The sequence below is a fragment of the Thermoleptolyngbya oregonensis NK1-22 genome, from assembly GCF_032705245.1.
GTDB classification, from domain to species: Bacteria; Cyanobacteriota; Cyanobacteriia; order Elainellales; family Elainellaceae; genus Thermoleptolyngbya; species Thermoleptolyngbya sichuanensis.
In genome coordinates, this window is record NZ_CP053540.1 from 3,105,021 (window position 1) to 3,130,819 (window position 25,799).

The window sequence follows — 25,799 nt, forward strand, 5'->3', positions numbered from 1 at the left end:
GGAAGGCAAATCCAAATCCTCCCTCATTTCGCCTGAATCCATCACTCCGTTACCCCAAAACCTTAATATCCTGTCCTCGCTCCTAACCTCTAAACCCTGATACCCAAACCCCTATGCTCAATCCCAATCTGGACGAAATCCAGTTAACCAAAGACGACTACGAACGATATTCTAGACACCTGATCCTGCCGGAGGTCGGTGTAGAGGGGCAAAAGCGGCTGAAGGCGGCTAGTGTTCTCTGCATTGGCACAGGCGGGCTGGGTTCCCCGTTGCTGCTGTACTTGGCGGCGGCGGGTATTGGCCGCATCGGCATTGTGGATTTTGACGTGGTGGATCACTCCAACCTGCAACGGCAGGTGATTCACGGCACCTCCTGGGTCGGCAAACCCAAAATTCAGTCCGCCAAAAACCGGATTTTGGAAATCAACCCCTACTGCCAGGTGGATCTTTACGAAACCCGCCTCAGTTCTGAGAATGCGCTGAGCATTATGGAACCCTACGACATTGTGGTAGACGGCACCGACAACTTCCCAACGCGCTATCTGGTGAACGATGCCTGCGTCCTGTCGGGCAAGCCCAATGTCTACGGCTCTATCTTCCGGTTTGAGGGGCAGGCGACGGTGTTTAACTACCAGGACGGGCCCAACTACCGCGACCTCTATCCCGAACCGCCGCCACCAGGACTGGTTCCCTCCTGCGCCGAGGGTGGCGTGCTGGGCATTCTCCCTGGCATTATTGGCGTAATCCAGGCGACGGAAACGGTGAAGATTATTCTGGGGCAGGGGCAAACCCTGAGCGGGCGGCTGCTGCTGTTCAACGCGCTTAACATGACCTTCCGAGAGCTAAAGCTGCGCCCCAATCCAGAGCGTCCGGTGATTGAGAAACTGATCGACTACGAAGAGTTTTGTGGAATTCCCCAGGCCAAAGCAATGGAAGCACAGCAACAGTCTGAAATGCAGGAAATGACCGTGACTGAGCTAAAGCAACTGCTCGACAGCGGTGCAGATGGCTACGTGGTGATTGATGTTCGCAATCCCAATGAATACGAAATTGCCAGAATTCCGGGTACGACGCTGATTCCGCTGCCGGAAATCGAAAACGGCGACGGCGTGGCCAAGGTGCAGGAGTTGCTGAATGGGCACAAGCTGATTGCCCACTGCAAGATGGGCGGGCGCTCGGCCAAGGCGCTGGCGATTTTGAAAGAGCGGGCTGGGATCGACGGCATCAATGTGAAGGGCGGCATTACTGCCTGGAGCCGCGAGGTTGATCCCTCTGTGCCGGAATACTAGGTCATAGAACACTAGGTCAACCGATGACCTCTTCCGTGGGGCGATCGCCCGTTTTGTGGCGGCAGGTTTTGGGGCTGGCTGCGGTGCAGTCGGCAATTACGCTGATGTGGGTGATGTATGGAGCCTACGTCCCTCAACTGCTGGAGCAATTTGGGCTACCGATCAGCCTGGGGGTGGCGATCGCCGCTCTGGAAAATGCGCTGGCGATCGCCTTCCAGCCACTCATGGGGAGCCTGTCTGACCGGGCACAGCGCTGGACAGGCTCCCGCTTCCCCTTCATTGCCGTCGGGGTCATGTTAACGGCGGCGCTCTTTTTGGCGATTCCTGGCATCACGGTGCTGGGCACGGACACGGCGCTGCGGGGTCTGATGCTGTTTGTGCTGGTGGCGTGGTCGCTGGCGATGACGGTGTTTCATAGTCCCGTGCTGTCGCTTTTAGGGCACTACACGACGGTTTCGCATTTGCCGCTGGCCGCCAGCTTCCTCACGGTGGCCAGCGGCATTGTGGGGACACAGGTGCCTGTGGTCAACCAGATGATCTTGAACCTGGGGCCGCTGGCCACTTTCTCGGTGGGATCTACAGTGCTGCTGCTGGCGGCGGCGCTGCTGAGGCGGCTGGATGCGCCAGTTTCCTCCACCCTGTCAGGGGCGATCGCCACGGATGCGTCACCGTTGCCCTCGCTGGGCAGCCTCGGCTTTTTGGCGGCGGTGGGGCTTTGCCTGGGCTGGGGGCAGCGGCTGATGATGGATGCGGTGCGCGGCATGATCTCGACCCATCTGCCGGGTCAAAACTCGAATCAAATCATGCTCTGGGTGACGATCGCCATTGCCGTCGTTGCCGTGCCCTTGGGGGCGATCGCCACTCGCCTGGGCAATCGACTAGCCCTCACGGCTGGCGTACTGGGGGCAGTGCTGGTGGGGACGCTGTGGGGGCTGGTGCCCTCGGCGGCGATTGTAGCGCTGGGTATACTGGTGCTGATTTTGGCACTGGCGCTGATTCAAAACGGCGGCCTGCCTGTAGCCCTTGCCCAAGTGCCCGTGAGCCGCGCTGGGCTGGGTGTGGGGCTATACCTCGGCGGCGTTTCGGCGGCCAATCTCCTGCAAAATGCGTTGCAGGCGGGGCTACTGTCACTCAGCCTGGGTGGGCTGTCGCTGCTGGGTGCGGCGGCGCTGCTAGTGGCGATCGCGCTCCTGTGGGCCCGCAAGCCTTCTCCTACTCCTGGGTGAGGGGCGGTCGCCCAGTCAGATCCTCCAGGATGAGCAGATAGTTTTACGCAAGTTGGGTGAGGTGTTAGCTCTGTTCCAGCGACTATTCTAAGAAGCATAGAGGTTAACTCTCAGTTGCCTGATGACAGGCACCTCTTGTTTGAGAAACGGGGCTAAGGGGGCTTGCCCCGTTTTTCTTTTTAAATCTGGTGAAATCTGGCTGGTTAAATCTGGCGACAAACCAGCTAGCGATAAGAAGTCACCAACACTTCGGTAATTTTTCCCCGGCGACGGGCGTTGGAGTTGATCGAGCGGGCGGCGGTGATGGTGTGGGTGGGAAAGTCGGCGTAGAGGTCGCGGATAAACTCGCAGTCAGAGTTGGACAGCATCGCCTTGACCCCGCGCCGCGCCAGCTCTGCAAACACATCCCGCAGGCGAATCTGGTCGTCTCGGTTAAAGGCGTAGCGGTTGTAAGACGTGAAGCGGCTGGTGGCGCTGATGGGGTAGTAGGGCGGGTCGAGGTAGACAAAATCCTGCGGCGTGCGGGCGTGTTCCAGCACCATCTCAAAGGGATGGGCGAATAGTTCCGTGTGGCGGAGGGCGATCGCCGCTGCTTGCAGCAAGTCTACGTGGCAGATCTTGGGGTTTTTGTAGCTCCCCATCGGCACGTTGAACTGACCCCGCGAGTTTTCCCGGTATAGTCCGTTAAAGCAGGTTCGGTTCAGGTAAATCAGCCGTGCCGCCCGCTCCACATCCGTCGTTCCCGGATTGCTCCGCACCCAGTAGTAATAGTCCTGACCGTGATGAAGCTGGTGTTCCTCCAGCAGCACAATCACATCCATCACGCGATCGCGCACACAGCGATAGACGTTCACCAACTCATCGTTAATATCCATCAGCACCGACCGCGCCGGTTGCAGCCGAAAAAAAATCGCGCCGCCCCCCAAAAACGGCTCGTGATAGGTTTCAAAGGAATCGGGAAAGTAGGGGAGATATTGCGAGATCAGTTGTCCCTTGCCCCCGGCCCACTTGAGAAAGGGGCGCGGCAAGAGAGTGGGCGAAACGCTAGTAACCAAGGAACTATCCGGGGAGACGGTGCGGGTACAGATGAAATTACCCATTAGAATAGATGACGAGAAAAATTTCGGCGCATTTTCTTATTTGCAACTCCAATGCAGGACTTTTTTACAAACGTTTCTCGCTACCCCCGCTACTTAATTAGCTTTTCGCTGGGCGTGTTATATACATTCGTCAAGCCGCTGTTGCCGCTGTTTCAAAGGCCCACGACGGCGATCGCCACGTCTCTTCTGCTCCTCTCTGGCTTCGCCTTCATTGCCTTTACCCTCCGCGCTATGCTGGAGCTTTAGGGATTCAGACGCTCGGTGTCGGGTGCTAGGTCGCACTCACCAGATACCTCCTGATCCCTGACCCCGATCCTTGACCCCTGAACTCTGATTCCTTTGCAACCCTATGGCAACCGATCGGCGGGTTTCCCGCGTCGCAGAATTAATCAAGCGCGAAGTCAGCCAGCTTCTGATCTCCGGCATTAAGGACGATCGCGTTGGCGTGGGCATGGTCAGCGTTACCGAGGTCGATGTGTCGGGCGATTTGCAGCACGCCAAGATCTTCGTCAGCATTTATGGGTCGGACGAGGCCCGCGCAGAGACGATGGCGGGGCTAAAGTCTGCTACGGGCTATGTCCGCAGCACGCTGGGTCAGCGGATTCGCCTGCGTCGCACGCCGGAAGTTGTGTTTGTGGAAGATCGCTCCATCGAGCGGGGCACTCAAGTCCTGTCGTTGCTCAACCGCCTCAGCGCCGAGCGCAAGCCAGAGACTTTGGAAGCCCTCCAGTCGCCTGAGAACCGGGCTGACTCAGACTTTTCCGACGAACCGGAAGATGAATTTGACGATGAACTCGACGACGAACTGGAGGATGAACTCGATGACGAGTTCGACGACGAACTAGACGACGAACTGGACGATGAACTCGATGACGAACTGGACGAGGATGAGGACGATTCCCTCATTCGCGCTGAGGATTAGCCCAATTTTTAGCCCGGTTTCATGACGACTCGCGCCCAGCTTCGTCCCCAGTGGGAAGACCTGTCGCTGCCGCAGCAGGTGGCGCAGATGGTGATCGTGCGGGCCTCCGGCTACTGGTTTGACCATCAGATTCAGTATCCCGCCTGGGAGCCGCCCCTGGAAACACTGCGCTACTGGGTGGAGGATTTGGGCGTGGGTGGTGTGATTTTGCTGGGCGGCAGTGCGGCGGAGGTGGCCGGGCGATCGCACTGGCTCCAGTCCTTAGCAGAGTTGCCGCTGCTGATTGCCGCCGATGTGGAAGAGGGCGTGGGGCAGCGTTTTGCGGGCGCGACCTGGTTTCCGCCGCCGATGGCGCTGGGTGAACTTGCCAAGCGAGATTTGCCTGCGGCCCTGCGCGATGCCGAGGCGATGGGCGCGGCCCTAGCGCAGGAAGCCCTCGCCGTAGGCATCAACTGGGTGCTGGCTCCGGTGGTGGATGTGAACAACAACCCGGCGAATCCGGTGATCAACGTGCGGGCCTTTGGCGATACGCCAGAGATCGTCAGCAAGCTGGCCACCGCCTTTATTCGGGGCGCACAGCAGTTTCCAGTGCTGACCTGCGCCAAGCACTTCCCCGGCCACGGCGACACGGCCACCGATTCGCACCTGGATTTGCCGCTGATTCCCCACGGATTGACTCGACTAGAGCAGGTTGAATTTCCTCCATTTCAGGCGGCGATCGCCCAGGGGGTCGATTCCGTCATGAGCGCCCATCTGCTGATTCCGGCGCTGGATGAACGCTGGCCTGCCACGCTGTCGCGCCGGATTTTGACCGGGCAACTGCGCGATCGCTTGGGCTTTGACGGGCTGGTTTCAACGGATGCGCTGGTGATGGGGGCGATCGCCAATCACTATGGCCCCAACGAAGCCGCCGTGCTGGCCGTGGAAGCGGGAGCCGACATTTTGCTAATGCCTGCTGATCCAGAGGGCGCAATTCGGGCCGTCTGCGATGCCGTCGCGTCGGGCCGCATTGCCCCAGCGCGGATTCAGGAATCCCTCGCCCGCCTTCAGCAGGCCAAGAGCAAGCTGCGTCCCCAGATGCCCACGGGCGGCACGTCCCACGCCTGGGAAAATTTGCCGCCTGCTGGGTTAGACATCGAGCTGCTGATGGCACATCTGGCTCAACCCCAAACCCAGCACTTGGCGACCGACCTGCTGCAAGGGTCGATGCGGGTTCATGTGCCTACGGGCTCCCGGTTGCAGGATCTGACCCTTGCCGCGCCGCGCCGCACGCTCATTGTGATAGATGATGTGCTGGAGCGAGAGTTTTTGAACCGCACCGCGCCAGCGATCGCCCTCCCCAGACAGCGCGGCTTTCGGGTGGAAATCGTCGATGGCCACACACCGGCCGGTCTAGCGCTTCAGGAACCGTCGCCCACGCCCACGCTGCTGCAACTCTTTGTGCGGGGCAACCCGTTTCGCGGCAGCGCCGGACTGAGCCAGCTCGCAGCAGGGTGGTTTCAGCATTTGCTAGACACGGAGCAGTTGGCAGGGCTGGTGGTCTACGGCAGTCCGTATATCCTGGAGCAGTTTTTGCCGCAGTTGCCCGTTGAGGTTCCCTATGTGTTCACCTATGGGCAGATGGCGCAGGCCCAGGCGATCGCCCTGCAAACCTTGCTAGTCGATTGAGCTAGTTGATTGAGCTAGTTGATTGAGCTAGTTGATTGAACAGATTGAACCCCGCTACGTCCGCGTCTCGTAGCACAGCACCCGCCGCCTGACGCGATCGCGCTCCTGAGGATGTTGAATCAGCCCGGCCACCCGCAGTGCCTCTGTCTGACGAGCCAGTTGGGCATAGTGGATGGCGATCGCCTCGTAGGTGCTGGCGCGATCGCGGTCATCGTCTACAACCGTGCTGCCCTCGTTGCCAAAGGTGAAGGTGCGGATTTCGGGGTCGGGAATCGTGCGGGCGAGTTCTAGGGCGCGAGCGAGGTAGGCGATCGCCTCTTGCGGCTGACCGTCCTGGCGGGCCCGCTCCACCAAAGACAGCAGCAGCCCAACGCGGATTTCGGGCGTGCGGCTCTGGTCGATGACCTTTAGCACCTGATCTGTGTGCCCGTCCCGCAGGGCCGCCTCTGCCACCGTTCCCAGCGACATCTCCCGGCGGTCGGGGTCGGGCGTGGCCAGGGCAAGCTGCAAGGCCAGATCGAAATGGCGCAGGGCCACGGTTTGCTCCACTAGCGACCACAGATAATAGCTGCTGGTGGAAAAGTCGTTGATTTCAACCGCGCTGCGCCGAACCAAGTCGAGCATGGCCGGATCTACAGGCTGGCGGGCATTGGCCACTTCCAGCGCCACCGCTGCGGCTGCTTGCAGGCGATCGATCGGGGTCGCTAGCCCGGCGGCAGTGGTTCGTGCCTCGTTAAATAAGTCCGTGGCGGGGTCAATATTGCCCGTGAGCAGGAGTTGACGAGCGATCGCCGCCGTCAGCCGCACCTGCGTTAGCCCATCGGTTGGGTGAACCGCCTGACGCAATTCCAGCGCCCGGTCTGCCTGGTTCGCATTCACATAGGCTGTTGCCAGCGCCATCATGGCCTGACTGCGAATCTCCAGATTTTCCGGCGCAATCTTCATCCATGCCTGGTCTGCGGCGGCCAGGGCTTGTCGTTCGGCAGCCCGCTGCACAATCAGCAAGAGAACGATATCGCGATCGCCCGCCAGAAAAGGATCGGTTGGCGCAGTGGCGATGCGGATGGCGGGGTCATAGGCCGAAACGGCGATCGCCCGCTGCACCAGTTGGCGAACCTGAAAGGCTTGCCAATCGGACGGAACCTGCCGTAGTGCAGTCTCCACCTGCTGCATCACGGCGGCTGCCTGGTCTGTCTGCTGTTGTCCCCAGAGTTGCAGCGCCAGGTTGGTCAGCACGCTCGATCGCTTCTCGGCATCCGTCATTGCCTGCGCCACCGCCAGCGCCGGGTCGATGCGAACGCCCGCGTAGGTGTTGACCACGGTTTCTAGCGTGAATTCGGTATCATTGACCGATTTTGCGACGGTCACGGCTTCCTGAAACAGAGCCTCGCCCCCGGTCAGGTTGCGGGCAGTGTAGGCACTGGCGACTTCGGCCAGGGCGATCGCCCTCGCGCTGGGGTCGGCAATGCTCCGGGCTGTGGCCGCCGCAGACTCCCACTGGCTTTGCGTCAGTTGCATCCGCACAATCTCCAGCTTGGCCTGCCCCTGGGCATAGGGCACATCAGTAAGGCGCTGGGCAATTTGCTGCGCTAGGGTAATCTGTCCGGCTTTGGCATAGCTGGCCGCGACTTTGGCCAGGGCGCTGCTGCGGCGGGTTGGGTTGGGGTGAACAATGGCGCTGGCGTGACGGTTTGCCTGATTCAGCAGCGCGATCGCCCGGTCTACCCGTCCGGCAGACACCGCCGCATCGGCAATCGGCACTAGCGCGTTGACTTTAAATTCGTCGCCTTGCACCGTCTGCACTGCCTGAGCCGCCAGTTCCAGCGTTGCCCCCGCCGCCTCCAACTGGTCTAGCGCCAGATAAGCACGGGCGATCGCCAGCAGGGTTTGCGATTTCAAAAAGCTGTAGCCTGCGCCCAGTGTCCGCGTTTCCCGCACGGCTTCTGCCAGCATCGGCAACACCAGACCCGGCTGGTCGCGCTCGTCGGCCGTCTCGATCAGGGTTCGCCAGGGATTGGGATTATAGCCCGGTTCTTCGGTAATCAAACCCGCCAGACGCAGCGCTTTTTGGGGTGCGGGCAGGCTGCCAGCCAACTTCAGCAGGGCAGTCATCTGGTCGCTAGCGGCCTCCAGCCGTTCGGCTGCCAAATCTGCTTCCAGGCGGCGCATCCGGCTAAAAAAGTGGCGATCGCTCTCTGTATCCTGCTCTTGCAAACAAAACCCAGTCATGGCGCGGGCGGGCTGTGGCTGTGCATGCGCTGGAGCAAGGGTAAATTGGTGCAAGTTTCCAAACACTAACATCAACAAAAATCCGCTGGACTTGAGCCTTCTAAAGGATTGAAAAAAGGGCGATCGCACAGGGAGTAAATGATGACTAAAAATCGAAAGTTCCTTCATAGAAGCTCTACAGACATTGCCAAATCCATTTTCATCTCGACGTTCAAAGCATTCCGCCTTGAATCATTTTTTGAAACGTCAGGACTTACGCAGTGGGACGATTTCTCACGGGCTGCGCCTGCGAGAGATCTTTCAAAATCCAGAAAACAATCCAGAAAACTGAGCGCAAATGCGTCAATCCTGAACGTTTTGGATATGCGTTTGATGGCAAATGGCAGCGCCAAGTAGAGTCTTGTCGCGCTGCTTTGTTGCAGACCAGGAGCTTCAGTTTGAGAGGACACAGAGATTCAGCAGCGAAGCCTGGACTATATCAAACGGTGCGGCTGGGTCTTGCGTCATTCGGGCTGTCCAACGCTACCGTCTGGCGCTGCATCAGATCTGCCCAGACAGTAAAACACGCCCCGTTTCTGTCATTCCAGAAAAGACTTGCTCTTGCCTGGTAAACAGTATTCTGGGCCTGCCTCAAAGATTTCCTGAGATGTTCTACGCCCGAATTTGACCGTCTTCGAGGTGGGCGATCGCATCTCCAAATTCCCTCACGCGGGGGTCGTGCGTGGCGATCAGCACGGTGCTGCCCTGTTCTCGCGCCAGCCGACAGAGCAACTCCATGACCTTGCGCCCGTTGGCCGAATCCAGCGCCGAAGTCGGCTCGTCGGCAATAATCAGGTCGGGGCGGCCCACCAGCGCCCGCGCCACGGCGACCCGCTGCTGCTGTCCGCCCGAAAGCTGTCGGGGCAAAACGTTTGCGCGGTTTTCTAGCCCAACGGCATCGAGGAGCGATCGCGCTTCGGTGCGGGCACTTGGGCCAAAAACTCCCTTGAGATTCAGCGCCAGTTCCACATTTTCCAGCGCCGTCAGGCTGCGGAGCAGATTGTAATCCTGAAACACGATGCCGAGATGTCGATTGCGGAAGTGGGCCTGGGCGGCGCGGGACAACTCGGTCAGATTGGTGCCCAGCAGTTCGACCTGGCCTGCGGTGGGCGAGAGCAACCCTGCTACGACTTGCAGCAGCGTGGTTTTGCCTGCGCCCGCTGGGCCCATAATCAACTGCACTGAGCCACGGGGAATTTCTAGATTAATGTGCCGAAGCGCCTGAAACGGTTCGCCTTCGCTGCGAAAGACCAGATCGATGTCGCGCAGGGCGATCGCCACTGGAGAGGTCGCCACTGGAGAGGTCGCCACTGGAGAGGTCGCCACTGGAGAGGTCGCCACTGGAGAGGTCGCCACCTGAGGCACGGCCAGCGGAGGGGCGATCGCAGTGCTATCTGCCCTGAAAAAAGGGGCTGACTCGGCAGCGGATTTGGCAAGTCGAAGCAGCATAACCCAGCTTTCCTTGTTGCGAATGAATCTGTGGTGAATAAACTGCCTGAATGCTCCCCACGCCCATATTCTCGCGAATTTACAAATTTCCAGAGCTAGCTCGTAATGAATCGTTGGGAGCTTGCAAGCAGATTGTATGACCTGTTTTGTATTTTGTAGCTCGCGTTTGCGATTTGCGTTGGCGATTTGCGTTTGCAAGGAGTGGCTGCAATCATCGCCCCTATGTAGCCGCCCTAAAAAGTACCCGATGGGGGAAGTGTGCCTGTTGGGGGGGAATCGATAGGCTGAGAAGGCACGGACTGTAGTGCTTTTGTGGTGAATTGTATTACATCTGGGTGCATTGAGAGCCGATCTTTTTGGCGCATTTTTTCTGGCGCATTTTTTCTGGCGCATTCTTTGGCGCATTTGCTTTTGGTGCATTTATTTTTGAGAGGAATCTGACCCATGAAACGTAACTCTGGTGTGCGGTTCGGTGTGCGACTCATCGCTGCTGCGGTTTTCATTAGTTTGCAAGGAGCGGCGATCGCCCGTCCGGTTCAGCTTGCTGCTCGACAGGATTCAGCGCAAACGGTGCAGCGGTCTGACCTGATTCGTCCCATTACGCCCATCGACCGGATTGACCTGCCAAGAGATACCTCGGGGCGCTAGGAGATGGCGGGGGGGTGGGGGTCGCTCAATCCAGCCCTCCAAAATACTCCAGCAACCTTGATCAGACCTGTATCAGAATAGAAGCAGACTATGGGGGCGATCGCCCGAATTGCCCTGCCCGCGCCTTGCCATTGCCCTGCGAGTGCATGATTCAATGCATTCTCAGGATGCTTTCGCTCTGGTCGTCTGTCTTCTACCTGCTGTTTTTCTCATGCCTTCTCTCAAACCGCCCCGCTATCAGCCTGCCAACTCGCTCGAATCGCCGCGTTTTTCGGGGGTTCGCACCTTTGCCCGACTGCCCTACGTGCAAGATCCAGCGGATGTGGATGTGGCCATTGTCGGGCTTCCGTTTGATACGGGGGCGACGTTTAAGGTGGGGGCGCGGTTTGGGCCAGAGGCGGTGCGCGGTGCGTCGGCGCTGCTGCGGCCCTACAACCCTGAGCTAGACGTGATGGTGTTTGAAACGCTGTCCTGTGTGGACTACGGTGATGCGCCCGTGGTGCCGGGGTTTATTGAGGACAGCTTGGGGGCGATCGCCCGCACGATCCAACCCCTGGCCGAAGCGGGCGTGGTGACGCTCAGCATTGGCGGCGACCATAGCGTGGCGCTGGGGGAACTGCGGGCGCTGGCTGCGGTTCATGGGCCGCTGGCGCTGGTGCATTTCGACGCACACGGCGACTATTGGGACAGCTACTTTGGACACAAGTACACCCACGGCACGCCGTTTCGCCGCGCCGTGGAGGAAGGGCTAATCCTTCCCGAAGCCTCGGTGCAACTGGGAATGCGCGGCCCGCTCTACGATTCCGACGACCTGGACACGCCGCGCCGCGCCGGGTTCACCGTGCTGACCACCACGCAACTGATGCGCCACACGCCGGCGGAAATCGGGGCGCTGGTGCGGGAAAAAGTGGGCGATCGCAAGGCGTTTCTCTCCTTCGATGTGGACTTCTTTGACCCTGCCTTTGCCCCCGGCACGGGCACCCCCGAAGTCGGCGGGCCCACGAGCTTTCAGGGACTTGGCTATCTGCGAGCCTGTACGGGACTCACCTGGGTCGGCGGCGACGTGGTAGAGGTGCTGCCTGCGATGGATCATTCCCAGGTGACGGCCCACCTCGGCGCACAAATCGGCTACGAGTTCCTGTCGCTGGTGGCTCTGTCGAAGCGTTAGTTTGCCAGGTTGGGTTCCGGTGTTCCGTCTTCCGATGCTGCCTTTAGGACTGCTGCCCCCTTCATGGCGCAACTCTCGCAGTCTGCTCTACCTGTGTTGCCTGATTGACGCTAGTTTCTACAACCCGTAGGCTACAAAAGGATGGCAGTGTCGCTGTTGCCGTTTGCAGTCTTTGAATTTAGCGGAATTTAGCGCAGAGTTTAACGCGAGAGGAATTCATGGCAGACGCAAGAAATGTACTGGGCAGCAAGCTGGAGGTTTGCTCGATTTCGCCAATGACGGGCTTCTATCGGGATGGCTGTTGCAGCACGGGGGCGGGCGATTTTGGGGCCCATGTCGTGTGCGCTGAGGTGACTCAGGAATTCCTCGACTACACCAAAGCCCAGGGCAATGACCTGTGTACGCCCATGCCTGCCTACGGGTTTCCTGGCCTCAAACCGGGCGATCGCTGGTGTCTTTGTGCTTCCCGTTGGAAAGAAGCCCTGGATGCTGGCGTTGCGCCGCCGGTCGTGCTGGCTGCGACTCATGCTTCGGCGCTGGAGTATGTGTCGATGGCCGAGTTGGAGAAACATGCGCTGGACTTGGCGGGGTGATGGGGCGTTTGGGCGGTATTGATTTTGGATTTTGGATTTGCGATTTTGGATTTTGGGCGGTTAGGAAAGTCTCATTGGGGCTTGCGGCAGCTTTACTTGTCGCGCCATTGGGGGAGTTGGTGCTAGGGGCGATCGCCCGCACCCAAACCTGAAGCTTCTACCCTGAAGCTTTTACAATGAAGTTTCGCGGAAGTTTCACGAATCGGGTCAGAATGGTTAATCATTAAATACCTCAAAAAATACGTCAGAAAATGCGTCAGATCGACGGGTGAAAGACATTGGGGTATTGGAGTTAACCCCTGCTCCATCCCGACATTCCCTCAGAGGGTGTTTGAAAAGGTATCGCCTGTAATGTTAAGCACTCAGAGATCCCCCCTAGCCCCCCTTAAAAAGGGGGGAAACCGCCTTAAAGTCCCCCTTTTTAAGGGGGATTTAGGGGGATCTTGCACGCTTTGCTACAAACAGTAGGACTTTTCAAACATCCTCTCACCTCCAGCATTCCGCTCTCCCTGTTTCCCCTTCCTCACCCCATGCCCAAAACCGCCGACTTCCTCGCCCACCTCAATCCGTCCCAGCGCCGTGCCGTCGAGCATTACTGTGGGCCGCTGCTGGTGGTGGCGGGCGCTGGCTCTGGCAAAACGCGAGCGCTGACCTACCGCATCGCCAACCTGGTGCTGACCCATCGGGTAGACCCCGAAAATATTCTGGCGGTGACGTTCACCAACAAAGCCGCCCGCGAAATGAAGGAGCGGATTGAAAAGCTGTTTGCCGAGCGCGAGGCCCAGAGCAAGCACGGTAAGCCCCTAGAGGCACTGCCCGAACATGAGCAAACGCGGCTGAAGTCTTTTGTTTATAAAACGATTACCAAAGACCTGTGGATCGGTACGTTTCACGCGCTCTGTGCCCGCATTTTGCGATTTGACATTGAAAAGTTTCAGCATCCTGGCGGCTATTCCTGGAACCGCAATTTTTCCATCTTTGACGAATCCGACGCGCAGGCATTGGTGAAGGATATTGTCATCAATCAGCTCAATCTGGATGACAAGAAATTTGACCCGCGCTCTGTCCGTTACGCCATTAGCAATGCCAAAAACCAGGGCTGGTCGCCCGCTGATTTGGAACGGGAACAGCCCAACTTTCGCGGCCGCACGATCGCCAATGTGTACGCTGAATATCAAAAAGCACTCGCTGCAAATAACGCGCTTGACTTCGACGATTTGATTCTGATCCCCGTCCAGCTATTCCGCCAAAATGAACAGGTTTTGGCATACTGGCACAAACGCTTCAGACACATCCTGGTGGATGAGTATCAGGATACGAACCGCACGCAGTATGACCTGATTCGACTATTGGTGACGAACGGCGAAGAGACGGAAAATTTCAAAGACTGGGAATACCGCTCTGTATTTGTTGTAGGCGATGCGGACCAGTCGATTTATTCCTTTAGAGCAGCGGATTTTCGGATTTTGCTAGAGTTTCAGGACGATTTTGGCGATGGGCTGCCGGACGACGACACGCGGACGATGGTAAAGCTAGAGGAAAACTATCGCTCTACGGCGAACATTCTGGAAGCGGCTAATGAGCTAATTGAAAACAACACCGAGCGGATCGACAAGGTGCTACGGGCGACGCGGGGCGCGGGCGAGTCGATCTTTCTGTTTCGGGCGGAAGACGAAACCGACGAGGCGCGATTCGTGATCGACCAGATTCGCCAGTTGGAGCAACATAACCCGGAGTTGCACTGGGGCAGCTTTGCGATTCTCTATCGCACGAACGCGCAGTCGCGGGCGTTTGAGGAATTTTTGGGGCGCTACGGCATTCCCTACAACATCGTCGGCGGGCTGCGGTTCTATGACCGCAAGGAAATTAAGGACGTGCTGGGGTATTTGAGGGCGATCGCCAATCCGCAAGACACCGTTAGCCTCAAGCGCGTCATCAACACGCCCCGGCGCGGCATCGGCAAAACCACGATCGATCGGCTGGAGTCTGCTGCCCGCGACCTCGATCGCACGCTCTGGGAGGTGTTGACCGATGAAACCCTGGTCAGCACGCTGGCGGGGCGCTCTGCCAAGGCGGTCAGCGGCTTTGCCAACATCATCCAGACCTGGCAAGCGAAGCTGGAAGACACGCCGCCTGCGGAAATCGTGCAGGGGGTGCTGGAGGATTCGGGCTATGTGGCAGACCTGAAGGCGCAGGGCACGGACGAAGCGGACGATCGCCTGCAAAACGTGCAGGAACTCTATAACGCGGTGCTGCAATTTGAGGAAGAGAACGAAGGCGCGACGCTGCTGATGTTTCTGGCCAATGCGTCCCTCGCCTCTGACCTGGACAATACGAAGGAAGACCAGCGCCAGGTGTCGCTGATGACGCTGCATTCGTCCAAAGGACTGGAGTTTCCCGTGGTGTTTCTCGTTGGCGTAGAGCAGGGCCTGTTTCCCAACTTCCGCTCGATGGAAGACCCCGCCTCGCTGGAGGAAGAGCGCCGCCTCTGCTATGTCGGCATTACCCGCGCCAAGGAGCGTTTGTTCATCAGCTATGCCCGCGAGCGGCGACTATATGGCACGCGGGAACCTGCCGCACCATCGCTGTTTTTGGCAGAACTGCCCAAAGAACTGCTGCTGACCAGCGCGGTGGGCGCATTGCCCAAGAAAATGGCAACCCCCATCCGCGAGGTGAAGGCGAAGCGGGCCCAGGAAAGCTTGCCCAACACCCACGCGGATGATTGGAAAGTGGGCGATCGCGTCGTTCACAAAGCCTACGGCGCGGGCCAGGTTACTCACATCTTTGGCGCAGGCAACAAGATCTGCCTTGCCATCAAGTTTCCGGGGCAGGGGCAGAAGATCATTGACCCGAAGATCACCACCTTGCAGCGAGTGATTTAATCCCTTTATTGAATCCCTTTATCTAATTACCGAATCCCTCGACCGGCTAAACCCTAAACCTGCACCATATCGGCATAGCCCGTCAGCAGTTCCTCGCGGCTGAGGCTGTCGGTGGGGTCTTGGGGAGTCCACAGCAGTTCGTAGATGGCGAGGTATTCGGGCGGAATGGCCCCCAGGCGGCGCAGGGCAAGCTTCAGTTCCTCGACCGTGTGGATGGGGCCAAATAGGGGACGGTCGTCTTCTGTGCCGACAATCAGCGTCACCACGATGTAGGCGGCGGGGTCGTCATTGGGGTTGAGGTCAAGCGGCTGTCGGCGAACTTTGCCGCCCACGTTCACCAGGGTTTCGGAGGTGAACTTGCCTCGCTCTTCGATGGACCATTGCTCAAACAGGCGGGCAGCTTCCTCGCGGCTGGAAACGGTCTTGGATAGGGCGCGGGCGTGGGTCCAGTTTTCGGGCGATCGCAGCAGCACCAGCACCGTTTCTCGCAGCGCCTCCGACAGCCCTGCCTTTGTGTCGGTATTGATGCCTGCCACCAACTGGTTCAGCCGCTCCTGGATATATCGCGCCTGGGACAACAGCGCCACCTGGAGCAGCGTCACCGTCACAATGTCGTTCTCCAGTTCGCCGCGCCCCGGACGAGCCGCCGGAATGCGCGATCGCCCCGTGCGCTGCATGGCCGACATCACGGTGGAAAAAATCATCAGCCCCGCAGGCAGCAGGAAAAACAGCAGAAACAACCCACCCCCGCCCCCGCCGCCAACGGGCGTGACATAGCCGCCGCCGGGGGCAACGATCACGGGTGGCCGATTGGACGGAATATAAATGGGGCCGGGCGGCGGATAGTAGCGCCCCGGTACGGGGAAATAGTCGGGCGAGGTATAGCCACCGCCATAGCCCCCGGAATAGCCGCCGCCAGAGTAGCCGCCGCCTGAATACCCCCCGCCGGAATAGCCGCCCCCAGCCGATCCGCCGCCCGACGGACGGTTGAATGTGCCGCCGCGATAGCGACCGCCCGAAGCCGCCTCAGCGCGTCGAGCAAAGCCCTGCCGCAGGGGATTGCCCGTTAGAAAGTCTCGCCCGCTTAGCCCGCCTGTCCCGTCTATGCTTATGCCATTGACCAGCGCCAGCGCCAGCAGCGTTGTTGCACCAAATTGAACCGTCTGGCGAATCTTGCGAAACCGGGTCATGTGTTTAGCCATGATGTTTGTCTTTGGCGAATTCTTGGCCGCGTCTAGGGCGTGTTCGTGCTTTAAAGCCTTTTGATCCCCCCTAGCCCCGCTTAAAAAGGGGGGAACCGAGCCAAACCACTCCGGAAGTCCCCCTGATTAAGGGGGATTTCGGGGGATCGACTCAAGGCAATCAACGACCTAGAAAGTTTTAAGACACTGCCTAGCCGAGGGGAGTCAGTGAAGCGCGGAGCCTGGGATGTCTCGCATAATCCTACGAGCCAGAGAGAACGTCAAGTAATCTCAACTAATGTCAATTCTGGATTTGTCAATTCTGAATTTTAGATTGGCGATTTTAGATTACCAGCCAAAGCGTCTGGAAGCCGCTTGGGTCGGTCTTTTTGTTAGGGCTTACAACGGTTACAGGCGATTTTAGATTACCAGCCAAAGCGTCTGGAAGGCTTGCAGCGATTTTATCCGCAGCGCTTTTGGGAAGAATGGAAGTAGGCGACGACGGGCGTTGGGCAACATTCTCTACCCATGCTGCCTGCTTCCGTAGAACCGGCAGAATCGGCCGCCAATTCGTCATAGGTCTCGTAATCTGATAAGTATGAACTGATAAAAGAACGGATAAGAGAACGGATTTTACGCGGTTATCTTGCGGCTGAGTGCCCTACCCAAACGCCTATGTCTCAGAAAAATGAAACGCTTCCTCTGATTTTGTCGCTGCTGGTGACGCTGTTGCTGTTAGCAGGCGGCATTTGGTGGTTTGGCAGAAATCTGGGTTTTGGTGGTGTGGGCATCGGGCAGGGCGGTTCTTCCTCCACAAGCAGTCCGGGGCAGGGCGGCGGGGCGGGGCGCGTAGGCGATCGCCTCAGCACCGGGGCGCAATTGCTGTTTCCCGAAGGAGCCTCCCCTCAGAAGCAGGCGGCCGTGCAAGCCCTGGCCAATCGAGACTATCAGGGGGCGATCGCCAACTTGGAGGCCTCCCTCCAGGCAAACCGCAACGACCCGGAGGCGCTGATCTATCTAAACAATGCCCGCATTGGGGATCAAAATTCCTACACCATTGCTGTGGCCGTCCCGACTGCCGCCTCTGCAAATTCGGCTTTGGAAATCTTGCGGGGCGTGGCCCAGGCTCAGGATGAGGTGAATCGTGCAGGCGGCATCGACGGTGTGCCCCTCAAGGTGATGATTGTCAACGACGACAATAGCCCCGACGTGACCCCGCAGGTGGCGGAGGCGCTGGTCAAAGATCGCTCGGTGCTGGGTGTGATTGGGCACTTTGGCAGCGATGCCACGCTGGCCGCCGCCCCGGTTTATGAAGCCGGCCGACTGGTCATGATCTCGCCCACCAGCACGTCGGTTCAGCTTTCGGGCGCAGGGCAGTACATCTTTCGCACCGTGCCGAGCGATCGCTTTACCGCTGCGGCCCTGTCTCGGTATATGCTAGAGCGGCTGCGGGTCCAGCGGGCTGCGGTTTTCTACAATTCCCAAAGCGCCTACAGCACGTCCCTCAAAAACGAATTCACGACGGCTGTCTTCAGTGATGGGGGGCAGGTTGTGGGCGAATTTGACCTGTCGGCAGCGGGGTTCGATTCGGTGGCTTCGTTTGACCAGGCAGCCCAGCAGGGGGCAGAGGTGCTGGTGCTGGCGGCCAACACGGCCACACTCGACCCGGCGCTGCAAGTTGTGGCGATTAATCGACGGCGGCTGCCGATTTTGGGGGGCGATAGTCTTTACAATCCCCGCGTGTTGCAGGTCGGCGGTGAGTCGGCGGTGGGCATGGTGGTCGCCGTGCCGTGGATCTTGCTGGCAGACCCCAATGCGCCCTTTGTGCGCTCCTCGCGGCAATATTGGGGGGGCGACGTGAACTGGCGCACCGCCATGGCCTACGATGCGGCGATCGCCCTGATAAAGGCCATTTCTATCGGCAAAACCAATCGCGCTGCCATTGCGGAATCTCTGCGCTCCAATGAGGACACGATTGAAGGGGCGACGGGTGTGGTGCGGTTCCTGCCATCGGGCGATCGCAATCAGGCCATGCAGCTCGTGGAAATCGTCCCCAGTCAGTCCCAGTTTGGGTATAGCTTTTATCCCGTGTCTCAGCCGTGAAGGGGAATGGACGCGCCATTTGCGCCATTCACTGCGCCATTCACATTTGCGCCACTCATTATTGCGCTACTGCTCCACATTGCGCTACTGCTCCACGACCGTCGTATCCGGAGCCTTGCTGGGAGAAATCAGGTCAATGCGGATCAGCGCTTCCATCACGTCGCGGGCGATGGGCGCGGCAACGGTGGAGCCGTAGGCATTGTCGCCCTGGGGTTCATCGATGACCACCAGCACCGCATAGCGGGGAGCTTCCACCGGAAACAGGCTGACGAAGCTGGTGATTCGGGCAACGTTGTCGTAGCCGCCCGTGGCGCTGGCTTTTTGAGCCGTCCCTGTTTTCCCAGCAATGCGATAGCCAGGAATTTTGGCGGGCGTGCCTGTGCCTTCTTCGACGGCCTTTTCCATCATGCCCAGCACGGCCTGCGCCGTTTCACGCGAGAAAACCTGCTTGGGGGGCGCGTATTGGGGCTGCCAGTGGGGTTTGCCGCTGCTGTCAAAGAGTCCTTCAACGACGTGGGGCGTGACCAGGAAACCGCCGTTGGCGATCGCCCCTTGCAGCCGCAGCAGTTGCACCGGGGTCAGGCTAAAGCCTTGCCCAAAAGCCGTCACCGCCACCTCCACCGGATCACCTAGGAACTGATCCCGTTTTTTCACCTGGCCGGCTGTTTCAAACGGCAGATCGATCCCCGTGGGCTTGGCCAGTTCGATCTTTGCCAGCCAGTCGTAATAAATCTCTGGCTTTAGCGTTTGCATGATTCGCACCATGCCCACATTGCTAGAGTGGGCGACGATTTCTGCGACGGTTTGGGAACCCCGCGCTGCGCCATCGCTGTTCTGAATTGGCCAAGGGCCGATGTAGATCCGCCCTTCGTCATAGAAGCTGTCGTTGGGGCGGACGGTGCCTGCTTCTAGGGCGATCGCCACGTTGATTGGCTTGAAGGTTGAACCTGGCTCGTAGGGATCGGTCAGCAGCCAGTTGCGGAGCTGATCCATCTGGTAGGTGTAGTACTGGTTGGGGTCAAAGGATGGCTCCGTCGCCATCACCCGCAGCGCCCCCGTTTGCACCTCCATCACCAGCACCGCGCCCCGCTTTGCGCCAAATTCGGTCATTTTTTGCTTGAGGGCTGTGCGGGCTGCCTGCTGAAGCCGCCGATCCACCGTCAGTTGCAGCCGCAGGTCGTCTTGCTTTAGCACGTAGCTGGGAATTTCGCCTGGTTTTACGAGATCCTTTCCGCCGCGCAAAAAGCGGGCCACCTGGTTTGACCGCTCTAGGGCTGCCCGCTGGGTATACTCCACGCCTGCCTGCGCTTCTCGATCTAGGTTGACATAGCCCACCACCTCCGCCAGCAGGTCTTGCTGCGGGTAGAAGCGCTGCTGTCGGGGAAGCAGTTCCAGCCCGTCCAGTCGCAGGGCCCGAATCCGGTCGGCGGCATCTTCCGAAAGTCCAAAGTTAACCTCGATGCCGCTTTCCTGCTCGTCGAACAGATTAGCCAAATCTACCGAGGACTGGTTGAGGATGGGGGCGATCGCCTCGGCCACCTCATCCTTGGACTTTTTGAACAGCTTGGGATGGGCGTAGAGCATGTAAACCAGCCGATCCACCGCCAGCGACGTACCCTGATGATCGACAATTGGGCGGCGCGGCAAAATCGGCTGCAACCTCACCGTCTGCTGAGCCTGAGCGCGGCTGGACAAGACATCTGCCTGAAGCACCTGCAAGCGAAACAGATTGGCCGTCAGCCCGATTGCGCCAAGGGTCAACACGCCCCACACCAATAGCATCCGCGCCGCTGAGGGATGGCTGGCGGGATCGACCCGATGCAGACGCACAGACTTCGACGCTGGGCGAACCGCCGATCGAGGGGCTGTCTGCCGTTTCCCTGGCTGGGGGCGCGATCCCGACGGGTTCACACGGGGTTGGGGGAATCGAGCAGAACGGCCGGGACTTGCTGAACCAGGCGTTCTCTGACGGGGCGATCGCCCCTGGGACGCACCCTCCAGAGATGCGCCCGCCAGCGATGCACGCCGCAACGGCCGCTGAGGCGATACGACTGAACGGGCCGTCCGCTGGGCAGCAGACCGAGTTGCTCCTTGTCCGGGAGATTCGCGAAGCGATCCCTGCGGGAATCGCCCCTCGCCCAGATTATGGAGAACCTGCCAGGCTGCGTTCAGCGATCGCCCCCACTGTCGCAACAGGCGGCGGACAGAGACGGCAGGAGAACGACGGGGCGGATTGGTAGCTGGTCGTCCCGTCGTCTTTGCAGGTTTACTTGCAGGACTAGAAGAACGCTTGCCAGCCGCACGCTGAGATCGTCGAAGACCAGAGGGTGGGGGAACCGATTGGGTCATGACAATGCCAAAAAATACTGAGCCAAAAATACTGAGAATAAAAATGCCCTGTTGGGACAGGCGAGCCAGATTTTGGAAGCCTGAGCCTGTCCAGCGATCTCGCGCTAGCCCAAGTCGCTTTAGCTAATAGGCAGCTAATAGGCCATTGGCACTTCTGTGGGCAGGGGTGCAGCAGGCTCCGAGGCTGGGCTTTGGACTGGACTTTGGACTGAGCTTTGGGCAGGCGCGGGCGACGGTGCAGGCAGGAAAATCGCGCTTTCGGGCGTGGGCAAGATCAGCCCAGAGTCGGGGCGCTCGGCCTGGTTTGCGAGATGCTGCCGCAGGGTTTCGCTGGCTGCCGTTAGCTGGCGTTCTTGTCGCTCTAGCGCTTGCATCCGGTCAAATTCGCCGCGCCAGAGATGCTGGATATAGACCGTCCAGCCGTACATTGCGAAACTCAGCGTCACCAGCCCTGTGGTAATCACCGTCGAGGCCCGCTGCGTCCGCAACAGTTGATTGAGCCAGCGCGGTTTTCGAGCCACCGGAATGGACTGAACCACTGGGCGATCGCCCTGCCGTTGAGCCGATCGAGCTAGCCGCCGCGCAGTTCGTTGAAGCCTCGGCGGCGGATTGAGGGAAGCAGGCTGGAGTGTTGCCCCAGATCGGGGTGATGCAATCAACTCCACTGGCGGCGATTTTCGGACAGGACGCGGAGGCAGCGGAGCCAGTTCTCCCCGCTGGGGAAATGGGGCAAGCTTGCCACCGCTATGGGCCGACGCTGCGTCAAACCGCCTGGGAATTGGACGACGGGCCGTTTGAGTAGGCACAGGGGGGCGACGGCTTCTGGCAGGAGGACGGGGTGCAGCGGTCATAATTCAAGTATTCAAGTACAGGCGATCCAAGCGCGGCGTTGTTCCAATCATAGTGGAAGAATTCGGGAGCGGAACAAGCCCCACTCAAGAAAATCTCCCTGCCTCTCTCTAAAAAATTCCGTTCCGAAAATCGCGATTCTGACTCTGTGACTCCAAGCTTTGCCTTTGAGCTGTTACTTTGAGCATTACTTTGAGTTGTTACAAAGTTCGACGCGACATTCATCAATCTTGCTAAGAGTTGCTATACCTAAGATATGGTGTGTGGAATTTGCTCAGTAGCACACTCGCAGACGGTCTTCATTTTCTCCGTTACCTCTGAATCTGTTGCCTTCGATTTGATCTGTTGCCTTTGATCCTCAGGTCTTAGAAGCTTTAGGTTCAGAGGCTAGTCGTCCTTACCGCCTGTCACCCTGCTGCTTCCTTTCAGTTGCTTAAAGTCTGACAAAGGTTTTTGCCGAAAATCTAACAGACTAATAGAGAGGATTCACGCGCTTGAAATTAGTGCTTAAGGTTTGAAAGATTGCTCACGGATTGCTCCCAGGCTGTGCCTGCTAGAAATCATTCAATCGTGTTAGGTCTAACAAACCCTAAAGCCTGAGTACACCTGAGCTTTTGCTCAAAGTGGGTTGAACCTGTATGGGTTTGAACCCGGCATTCTTGTACTTTTTATTAACCCAATTTGTTTAACCCAACTGGACAAATCGTTGATGCTTGGACTGGATTTGGATCAGGTTCAAGCAGCGATTTGATTGCAGCCTCGTGCTGACACTTGTGCTAACAAGTGCTTGCGGCGCTGGGTTAAAACAGGCAATCATTCGGACTTCTCTATTGAATTGTGATTCAGCAGTTTGCTCCTTTTTTAAGGAATTGCCTTTTTGAATTGCCTTTTTGAAAACACCGTTTTTGAGTTGCTTGCCCACCATGAACCAACCGCCTGTCCAGCTTGACCCGATCGACAGCCCCTTTCCCGTCCCCTGGAACTGGGTGCTGACGACCCAAACCGAAGCGCCAGCCGCCAGTCTGCACACCTATCGCACATCGGCGCTGCTGTCGCCGGATGGTCAGTACATCGCCTATAGCCGATTGCAAATGCAGGTCGGCACGGATATCAGCCGCAGCCGGGTCAGCAGCGCCCTGTTTGTGGAAAATTTGCAGACCCGCGAGCTGCGAACCGTATCGCCGACTTCGCCCCTGTCGAATAATCCTTTTGCTGAGCAGGGAGAGTCGGATCTGGCGGGCAGTATTGCGATCGCCATTCCAATTGCCTGGTCAGAAACGGGCGATCGCCTCCTGTGTCGAGAGTTTGAATCGCGCTTTGCTGCCAGCCATGCATCGGACTATGCCGTGGTGTGGGAGCAGTTTTCGGGCAATGTCTACACGCTTGCGCCCAGCTTTGTGAACTATACCAATGCGGTGCTGCTGGGCTGGAGTCAGCAATATCCTGATCGGGCGCTGTTTCGCTGCTGCAACTTGGGCGATCCCGAAGTTCACTATTGCACGGTCGATCTGCGGGGACAAACGCACGTCGCCACAGAAGATCAGCCTTTGACCTTTGGGCTGATCAAGACGCATCTCTGGGCGGGGCCGCAGGTTAGTTCTCGGGCCAGCTAGGGTTCAACCGCGTGGAACTGCAACGGCGTTTGATTTAAGAAGCCTCGCGATCGCCCCGTGGGAAGGTATCCATGACCGGGACACTGAGCGTAGGCGGAGACAGCGCAGGCAAGATGGGCGAGGCGGCAGTGATCCACTGGTAGGCGTGGTTGAGGTGATAGAGCGTGCCGCAGAGCAACAGGCGATCGCCCGCCTGAATCTCAATGGAGCCGTCGGGAAAGCGGATGAACTGTCCCTCTCGGCGCACCGCCTGCACCTGCACGGCGTAGGTCTGCGTCAAATCTAGATCGCCCAGGGTTTGCCCCGCCAGCGGACTGGCATCGGGTACGGCAACCCACTGGCAGGAGAGGTCTTTGGCGGGCACGGGCACTTCCCCGGTGGCCAGATCCTTGAAGGTGGCAATTTCTGACGCATCGCCCACCAGCAGCAGGCGATCGCCCGATTGCAGGACGGTTTGCGCGTCGGGATAGTCGATGCGATCGCCCTCTCGCCGCTGAATCGCCATCAGGCTCACGCCTGCAATCCGCCGCAGGTCTGCCTCTTCGAGCGTCATGCCCGTCAGCGGAGACTGGTCAGGCAGGGCATACCACTTGCTGTTCATGTCCTGTGTGGCAGCCTGGAGATCGCGAGATACGTCTTTGGAATCCTGCTGAGGACGCAGTTCTCGATAGTGGCTATTGCGAATTTCGGTCACTTCCTGAAGCACCTCGGTCATGGATCGCCCGGTGCCAATGAGCAGGTGCGCCGAAAGCTCTAGGCTGGCCTCAAACTCTGGCTGCACGACTTCTCGCGCCCCAAGCTGATACAGCAGTTCAATGTCTTTGTCCTGCGCGGCGCGAACCACCACGTCTAAATCGGGCGCTAGTTCGAGCGCTCGCTTCAGGCAAAGGCGCGTACTCATGGCATCCGGCAGGGCGATCGCCATCCCCCGCGCCTGCTCTACGCCCGCCGCCGTCATCACATGCACACTAGCTGCATTGCCATAGACATAGGGAATCTGCTCCTCTCGCAGTTTCTGAATTTGCTGCTCCGACTGGTCAATCACCACCACAGGGTAGTTGTTCTCCCGCAGCAGGCGGACGATGGTGCGACCCACCCGCCCATAGCCACAGACCACGACGTGATCTTTTTGCGGCAGCGCCTCGGAAATCTCCTGGGGGCCTTCGCCCCCCTCCAGCCAGTTGCGAAGCGCCGGAACCGACTCCGCCCAAGCAAACACTTTGGGCACTAGCCGCAGCACAAACGGCGTAAACACCAGCGTAACCGCGGTTGTGCCCAAAATCAGCAGATACACCCGGCGCGACACCAGACCCAGCACCTGCCCTTTGCTTGCCAGCACGAAGGAAAATTCGCCAATCTGCGCCAGCCCCAGACCAGTGATCAGCGCTGTCTTCAGCGGATAGCGAAAGGCGCGAACCAGGGGCGCAATAATTAAAAACTTGCCAACAAAGACCAGCGCCACCAGCCCCAAAATTAGCTCCAGATTTTCCCAAATGAAGCGGGGATCGATCAACATGCCCACGGCTGCAAAAAACAGCGTGGCGAAAATATCTCGAATCGGCTCTACGTAGGTGAGGGTCTGGTCGGCGTATTCCACCTCAGAGATCATCAGACCCGCGATGAACGCGCCCATCTCAATCGACAGCCCCAGATACTCCGTCAGCAGGGCAATGCCCAAACACAGCGCCACTACGCCCAGCAGAAATAGTTCGCGGCTTTCGGTGCGGGCTAGCAGGCGCAGCAGCGGTGGAATTAGCCAGATCCCAGCGGCGATCGCCCCGCCCGCAATCATCGCGGTCTTCAGCAGCGCCACGCCCACCGCCGCGCCAATTTCGCCCGATGGAGCCTCCAGCGCAGGCAGCACTGCCAGCATCAGCCCCAAGGCTAAATCCTGCACCACCAAAATACCCAGCATGACGCGCCCATGCAGGGTTTCGGTTTCGTTGCGCTCCATCAGGCACTTCAGCACGACCGCCGTGGAAGACAGAGACAGAATCGAGCCGAGGAAAATGCCCTGCGTCGGCGACGTGACCCAGCCAATGCCAACTGACACCAGCGCCGTAATGCCAATCGTAGACAGAATTTGCAGCGCCCCACCGCCGAGGCTAATGGCCTGCACCTTCCGCAGTTCGTTTAGCGAAAACTCAACCCCCAGCGCAAACAGCAAAAACGCCGCGCCAAACTGGGCCAGCGTTTCTACCTGGATCAGTTCCTTCACCAGTCCTAGCCCTGCGGGCCCGACGATTGCCCCACCCAGCAGGTATCCCAGGAGTACGGGCTGTCGCAGCAGCGCCGCCAGCAGACCGCCCCCGGCCGCCGCCGCCAGCACCACGACTAAATCTACAATGAGACGAAAATCTTCTTGCACGGGCTGAAGGGTTCCTCGTGTGTTCGAGTGTTTCTGAGTCCTTACCCAATACTCAGAAAAATAAAAAAAACTTAACCTTCTTTCACTTTAAGGCAATCTCCGATTTCGCGGAACGGCGATCGC

17 protein-coding genes and 1 pseudogene are annotated in these 25,799 nt (G+C 58.7%); 11 read left to right on the top strand and 7 right to left on the bottom strand.

Going from position 1 to position 25,799, the window contains the following annotated elements:
• Positions 1-113 precede the first annotated feature (113 nt).
• Entirely contained in the window at positions 114-1,289 is a 1,176-nt protein-coding gene (gene moeB, locus HNI00_RS13235) for a molybdopterin-synthase adenylyltransferase MoeB (protein WP_316786875.1), read from the top strand.
• Positions 1,290-1,312: 23 nt separating this feature from the next.
• Positions 1,313-2,515 carry a hypothetical protein gene (locus HNI00_RS13240; protein WP_316786877.1) on the top strand — a complete coding sequence of 401 codons (1,203 nt, stop codon included), beginning with the start codon at positions 1,313-1,315 and terminating at the stop codon, positions 2,513-2,515.
• 224 nt (positions 2,516-2,739) lie between these two features.
• Here HNI00_RS13240 and HNI00_RS13245 read toward each other — a convergent pair whose 3' ends face one another.
• On the bottom strand, positions 2,740-3,570 hold the full coding sequence (locus tag HNI00_RS13245) for a DNA adenine methylase (protein ID WP_316786879.1): 831 nt from the start codon (positions 3,568-3,570) through the stop codon (positions 2,740-2,742).
• A 96-nt stretch (positions 3,571-3,666) separates the two neighbouring features.
• On the opposite strand from HNI00_RS13245, the gene HNI00_RS13250 reads away from it, so the two are divergent.
• The 3 genes and pseudogenes from HNI00_RS13250 to HNI00_RS13260 all read left to right on the top strand — a co-directional run bounded on the left by HNI00_RS13250 (position 3,667) and on the right by HNI00_RS13260 (position 6,205).
• Positions 3,667-3,861, top strand: a complete 195-nt coding sequence (locus HNI00_RS13250) for a DUF751 family protein (protein WP_172354367.1) — start codon at positions 3,667-3,669, stop codon at positions 3,859-3,861.
• 103 nt (positions 3,862-3,964) lie between these two features.
• Positions 3,965-4,354, top strand: a pseudogene (gene rbfA, locus HNI00_RS13255) (30S ribosome-binding factor RbfA); the annotation flags it as partial.
• A 204-nt stretch (positions 4,355-4,558) separates the two neighbouring features.
• Positions 4,559-6,205 (top strand): glycoside hydrolase family 3 N-terminal domain-containing protein, encoded by a 1,647-nt coding sequence (locus HNI00_RS13260; protein ID WP_316786884.1) that lies wholly within the window; start codon positions 4,559-4,561, stop codon positions 6,203-6,205.
• Between the two features lie 54 nt (positions 6,206-6,259).
• On the opposite strand, the gene HNI00_RS13265 is transcribed toward HNI00_RS13260, so the two are convergent.
• Both HNI00_RS13265 and HNI00_RS13270 read right to left on the bottom strand, forming a co-directional pair.
• Entirely contained in the window at positions 6,260-8,434 is a 2,175-nt protein-coding gene (locus HNI00_RS13265; protein WP_316786886.1) for a hypothetical protein, read from the bottom strand.
• A gap of 651 nt (positions 8,435-9,085) precedes the next feature.
• Positions 9,086-9,922, bottom strand: a complete 837-nt coding sequence (locus HNI00_RS13270; protein ID WP_316786888.1) for an ABC transporter ATP-binding protein — start codon at positions 9,920-9,922, stop codon at positions 9,086-9,088.
• A gap of 444 nt (positions 9,923-10,366) precedes the next feature.
• Between HNI00_RS13270 and HNI00_RS13275 the strand changes: the two genes are divergently transcribed.
• The 4 genes from HNI00_RS13275 (at position 10,367) to pcrA (ending at position 15,213) form a co-directional block, all read left to right on the top strand.
• Positions 10,367-10,570, top strand: coding sequence for a hypothetical protein (locus HNI00_RS13275; RefSeq protein ID WP_316786890.1), 204 nt, complete (start codon positions 10,367-10,369; stop codon positions 10,568-10,570).
• Positions 10,571-10,781: 211 nt separating this feature from the next.
• The gene (speB, locus tag HNI00_RS13280) at positions 10,782-11,738 is read left to right on the top strand and encodes an agmatinase (protein WP_316786893.1); all 957 of its coding nucleotides are present in this window, start codon (positions 10,782-10,784) and stop codon (positions 11,736-11,738) included.
• Between the two features lie 218 nt (positions 11,739-11,956).
• Positions 11,957-12,331: a DUF2237 family protein gene (locus HNI00_RS13285; RefSeq protein ID WP_172354353.1), complete on the top strand. Its 375-nt coding sequence runs from the start codon at positions 11,957-11,959 to the stop codon at positions 12,329-12,331.
• A gap of 530 nt (positions 12,332-12,861) precedes the next feature.
• Complete coding sequence (pcrA, locus tag HNI00_RS13290; protein ID WP_316786896.1) at positions 12,862-15,213, top strand: DNA helicase PcrA; 2,352 nt, start codon at positions 12,862-12,864, stop codon at positions 15,211-15,213.
• 53 nt (positions 15,214-15,266) lie between these two features.
• Here the strand turns inward: pcrA and HNI00_RS13295 are convergent, their stop codons facing one another.
• Positions 15,267-16,415 carry a DUF1517 domain-containing protein gene (locus HNI00_RS13295; protein ID WP_316786898.1) on the bottom strand — a complete coding sequence of 383 codons (1,149 nt, stop codon included), beginning with the start codon at positions 16,413-16,415 and terminating at the stop codon, positions 15,267-15,269.
• Positions 16,416-17,069: 654 nt separating this feature from the next.
• Here HNI00_RS13295 and HNI00_RS13300 point away from each other — a divergent pair.
• On the top strand, positions 17,070-18,497 hold the full coding sequence (locus HNI00_RS13300; protein WP_316786900.1) for an ABC transporter substrate-binding protein: 1,428 nt from the start codon (positions 17,070-17,072) through the stop codon (positions 18,495-18,497).
• Positions 18,498-18,581: 84 nt separating this feature from the next.
• Here the strand turns inward: HNI00_RS13300 and HNI00_RS13305 are convergent, their stop codons facing one another.
• The gene (locus HNI00_RS13305) at positions 18,582-20,846 is read right to left on the bottom strand and encodes a peptidoglycan D,D-transpeptidase FtsI family protein (RefSeq protein WP_316786902.1); all 2,265 of its coding nucleotides are present in this window, start codon (positions 20,844-20,846) and stop codon (positions 18,582-18,584) included.
• 134 nt (positions 20,847-20,980) lie between these two features.
• Complete coding sequence (locus HNI00_RS13310; RefSeq protein WP_316786904.1) at positions 20,981-21,697, bottom strand: hypothetical protein; 717 nt, start codon at positions 21,695-21,697, stop codon at positions 20,981-20,983.
• Between the two features lie 921 nt (positions 21,698-22,618).
• Here HNI00_RS13310 and HNI00_RS13315 point away from each other — a divergent pair.
• The gene (locus HNI00_RS13315) at positions 22,619-23,308 is read left to right on the top strand and encodes a hypothetical protein (protein ID WP_316786906.1); all 690 of its coding nucleotides are present in this window, start codon (positions 22,619-22,621) and stop codon (positions 23,306-23,308) included.
• 34 nt (positions 23,309-23,342) lie between these two features.
• Here the strand turns inward: HNI00_RS13315 and HNI00_RS13320 are convergent, their stop codons facing one another.
• The gene (locus HNI00_RS13320) at positions 23,343-25,676 is read right to left on the bottom strand and encodes a monovalent cation:proton antiporter family protein (protein WP_316786908.1); all 2,334 of its coding nucleotides are present in this window, start codon (positions 25,674-25,676) and stop codon (positions 23,343-23,345) included.
• Positions 25,677-25,799 lie beyond the last annotated feature (123 nt).

Coding starts and splice junctions, on each gene's coding strand:
- HNI00_RS13315 (WP_316786906.1), top strand. CDS start 22,619: ATGAACCAACCGCCTGTCCAGCTTGACCCGATCGACAGCCCCTTTCCC.
- speB (WP_316786893.1), top strand. CDS start 10,782: ATGCCTTCTCTCAAACCGCCCCGCTATCAGCCTGCCAACTCGCTCGAA.
- HNI00_RS13270 (WP_316786888.1), bottom strand. CDS start 9,922: ATGCTGCTTCGACTTGCCAAATCCGCTGCCGAGTCAGCCCCTTTTTTC.
- HNI00_RS13310 (WP_316786904.1), bottom strand. CDS start 21,697: ATGACCGCTGCACCCCGTCCTCCTGCCAGAAGCCGTCGCCCCCCTGTG.
- HNI00_RS13240 (WP_316786877.1), top strand. CDS start 1,313: ATGACCTCTTCCGTGGGGCGATCGCCCGTTTTGTGGCGGCAGGTTTTG.
- moeB (WP_316786875.1), top strand. CDS start 114: ATGCTCAATCCCAATCTGGACGAAATCCAGTTAACCAAAGACGACTAC.
- HNI00_RS13250 (WP_172354367.1), top strand. CDS start 3,667: ATGCAGGACTTTTTTACAAACGTTTCTCGCTACCCCCGCTACTTAATT.
- HNI00_RS13300 (WP_316786900.1), top strand. CDS start 17,070: ATGTCTCAGAAAAATGAAACGCTTCCTCTGATTTTGTCGCTGCTGGTG.
- HNI00_RS13265 (WP_316786886.1), bottom strand. CDS start 8,434: ATGACTGGGTTTTGTTTGCAAGAGCAGGATACAGAGAGCGATCGCCAC.
- HNI00_RS13305 (WP_316786902.1), bottom strand. CDS start 20,846: ATGACCCAATCGGTTCCCCCACCCTCTGGTCTTCGACGATCTCAGCGT.
- HNI00_RS13285 (WP_172354353.1), top strand. CDS start 11,957: ATGGCAGACGCAAGAAATGTACTGGGCAGCAAGCTGGAGGTTTGCTCG.
- HNI00_RS13260 (WP_316786884.1), top strand. CDS start 4,559: ATGACGACTCGCGCCCAGCTTCGTCCCCAGTGGGAAGACCTGTCGCTG.
- HNI00_RS13275 (WP_316786890.1), top strand. CDS start 10,367: ATGAAACGTAACTCTGGTGTGCGGTTCGGTGTGCGACTCATCGCTGCT.
- HNI00_RS13295 (WP_316786898.1), bottom strand. CDS start 16,415: ATGGCTAAACACATGACCCGGTTTCGCAAGATTCGCCAGACGGTTCAA.
- pcrA (WP_316786896.1), top strand. CDS start 12,862: ATGCCCAAAACCGCCGACTTCCTCGCCCACCTCAATCCGTCCCAGCGC.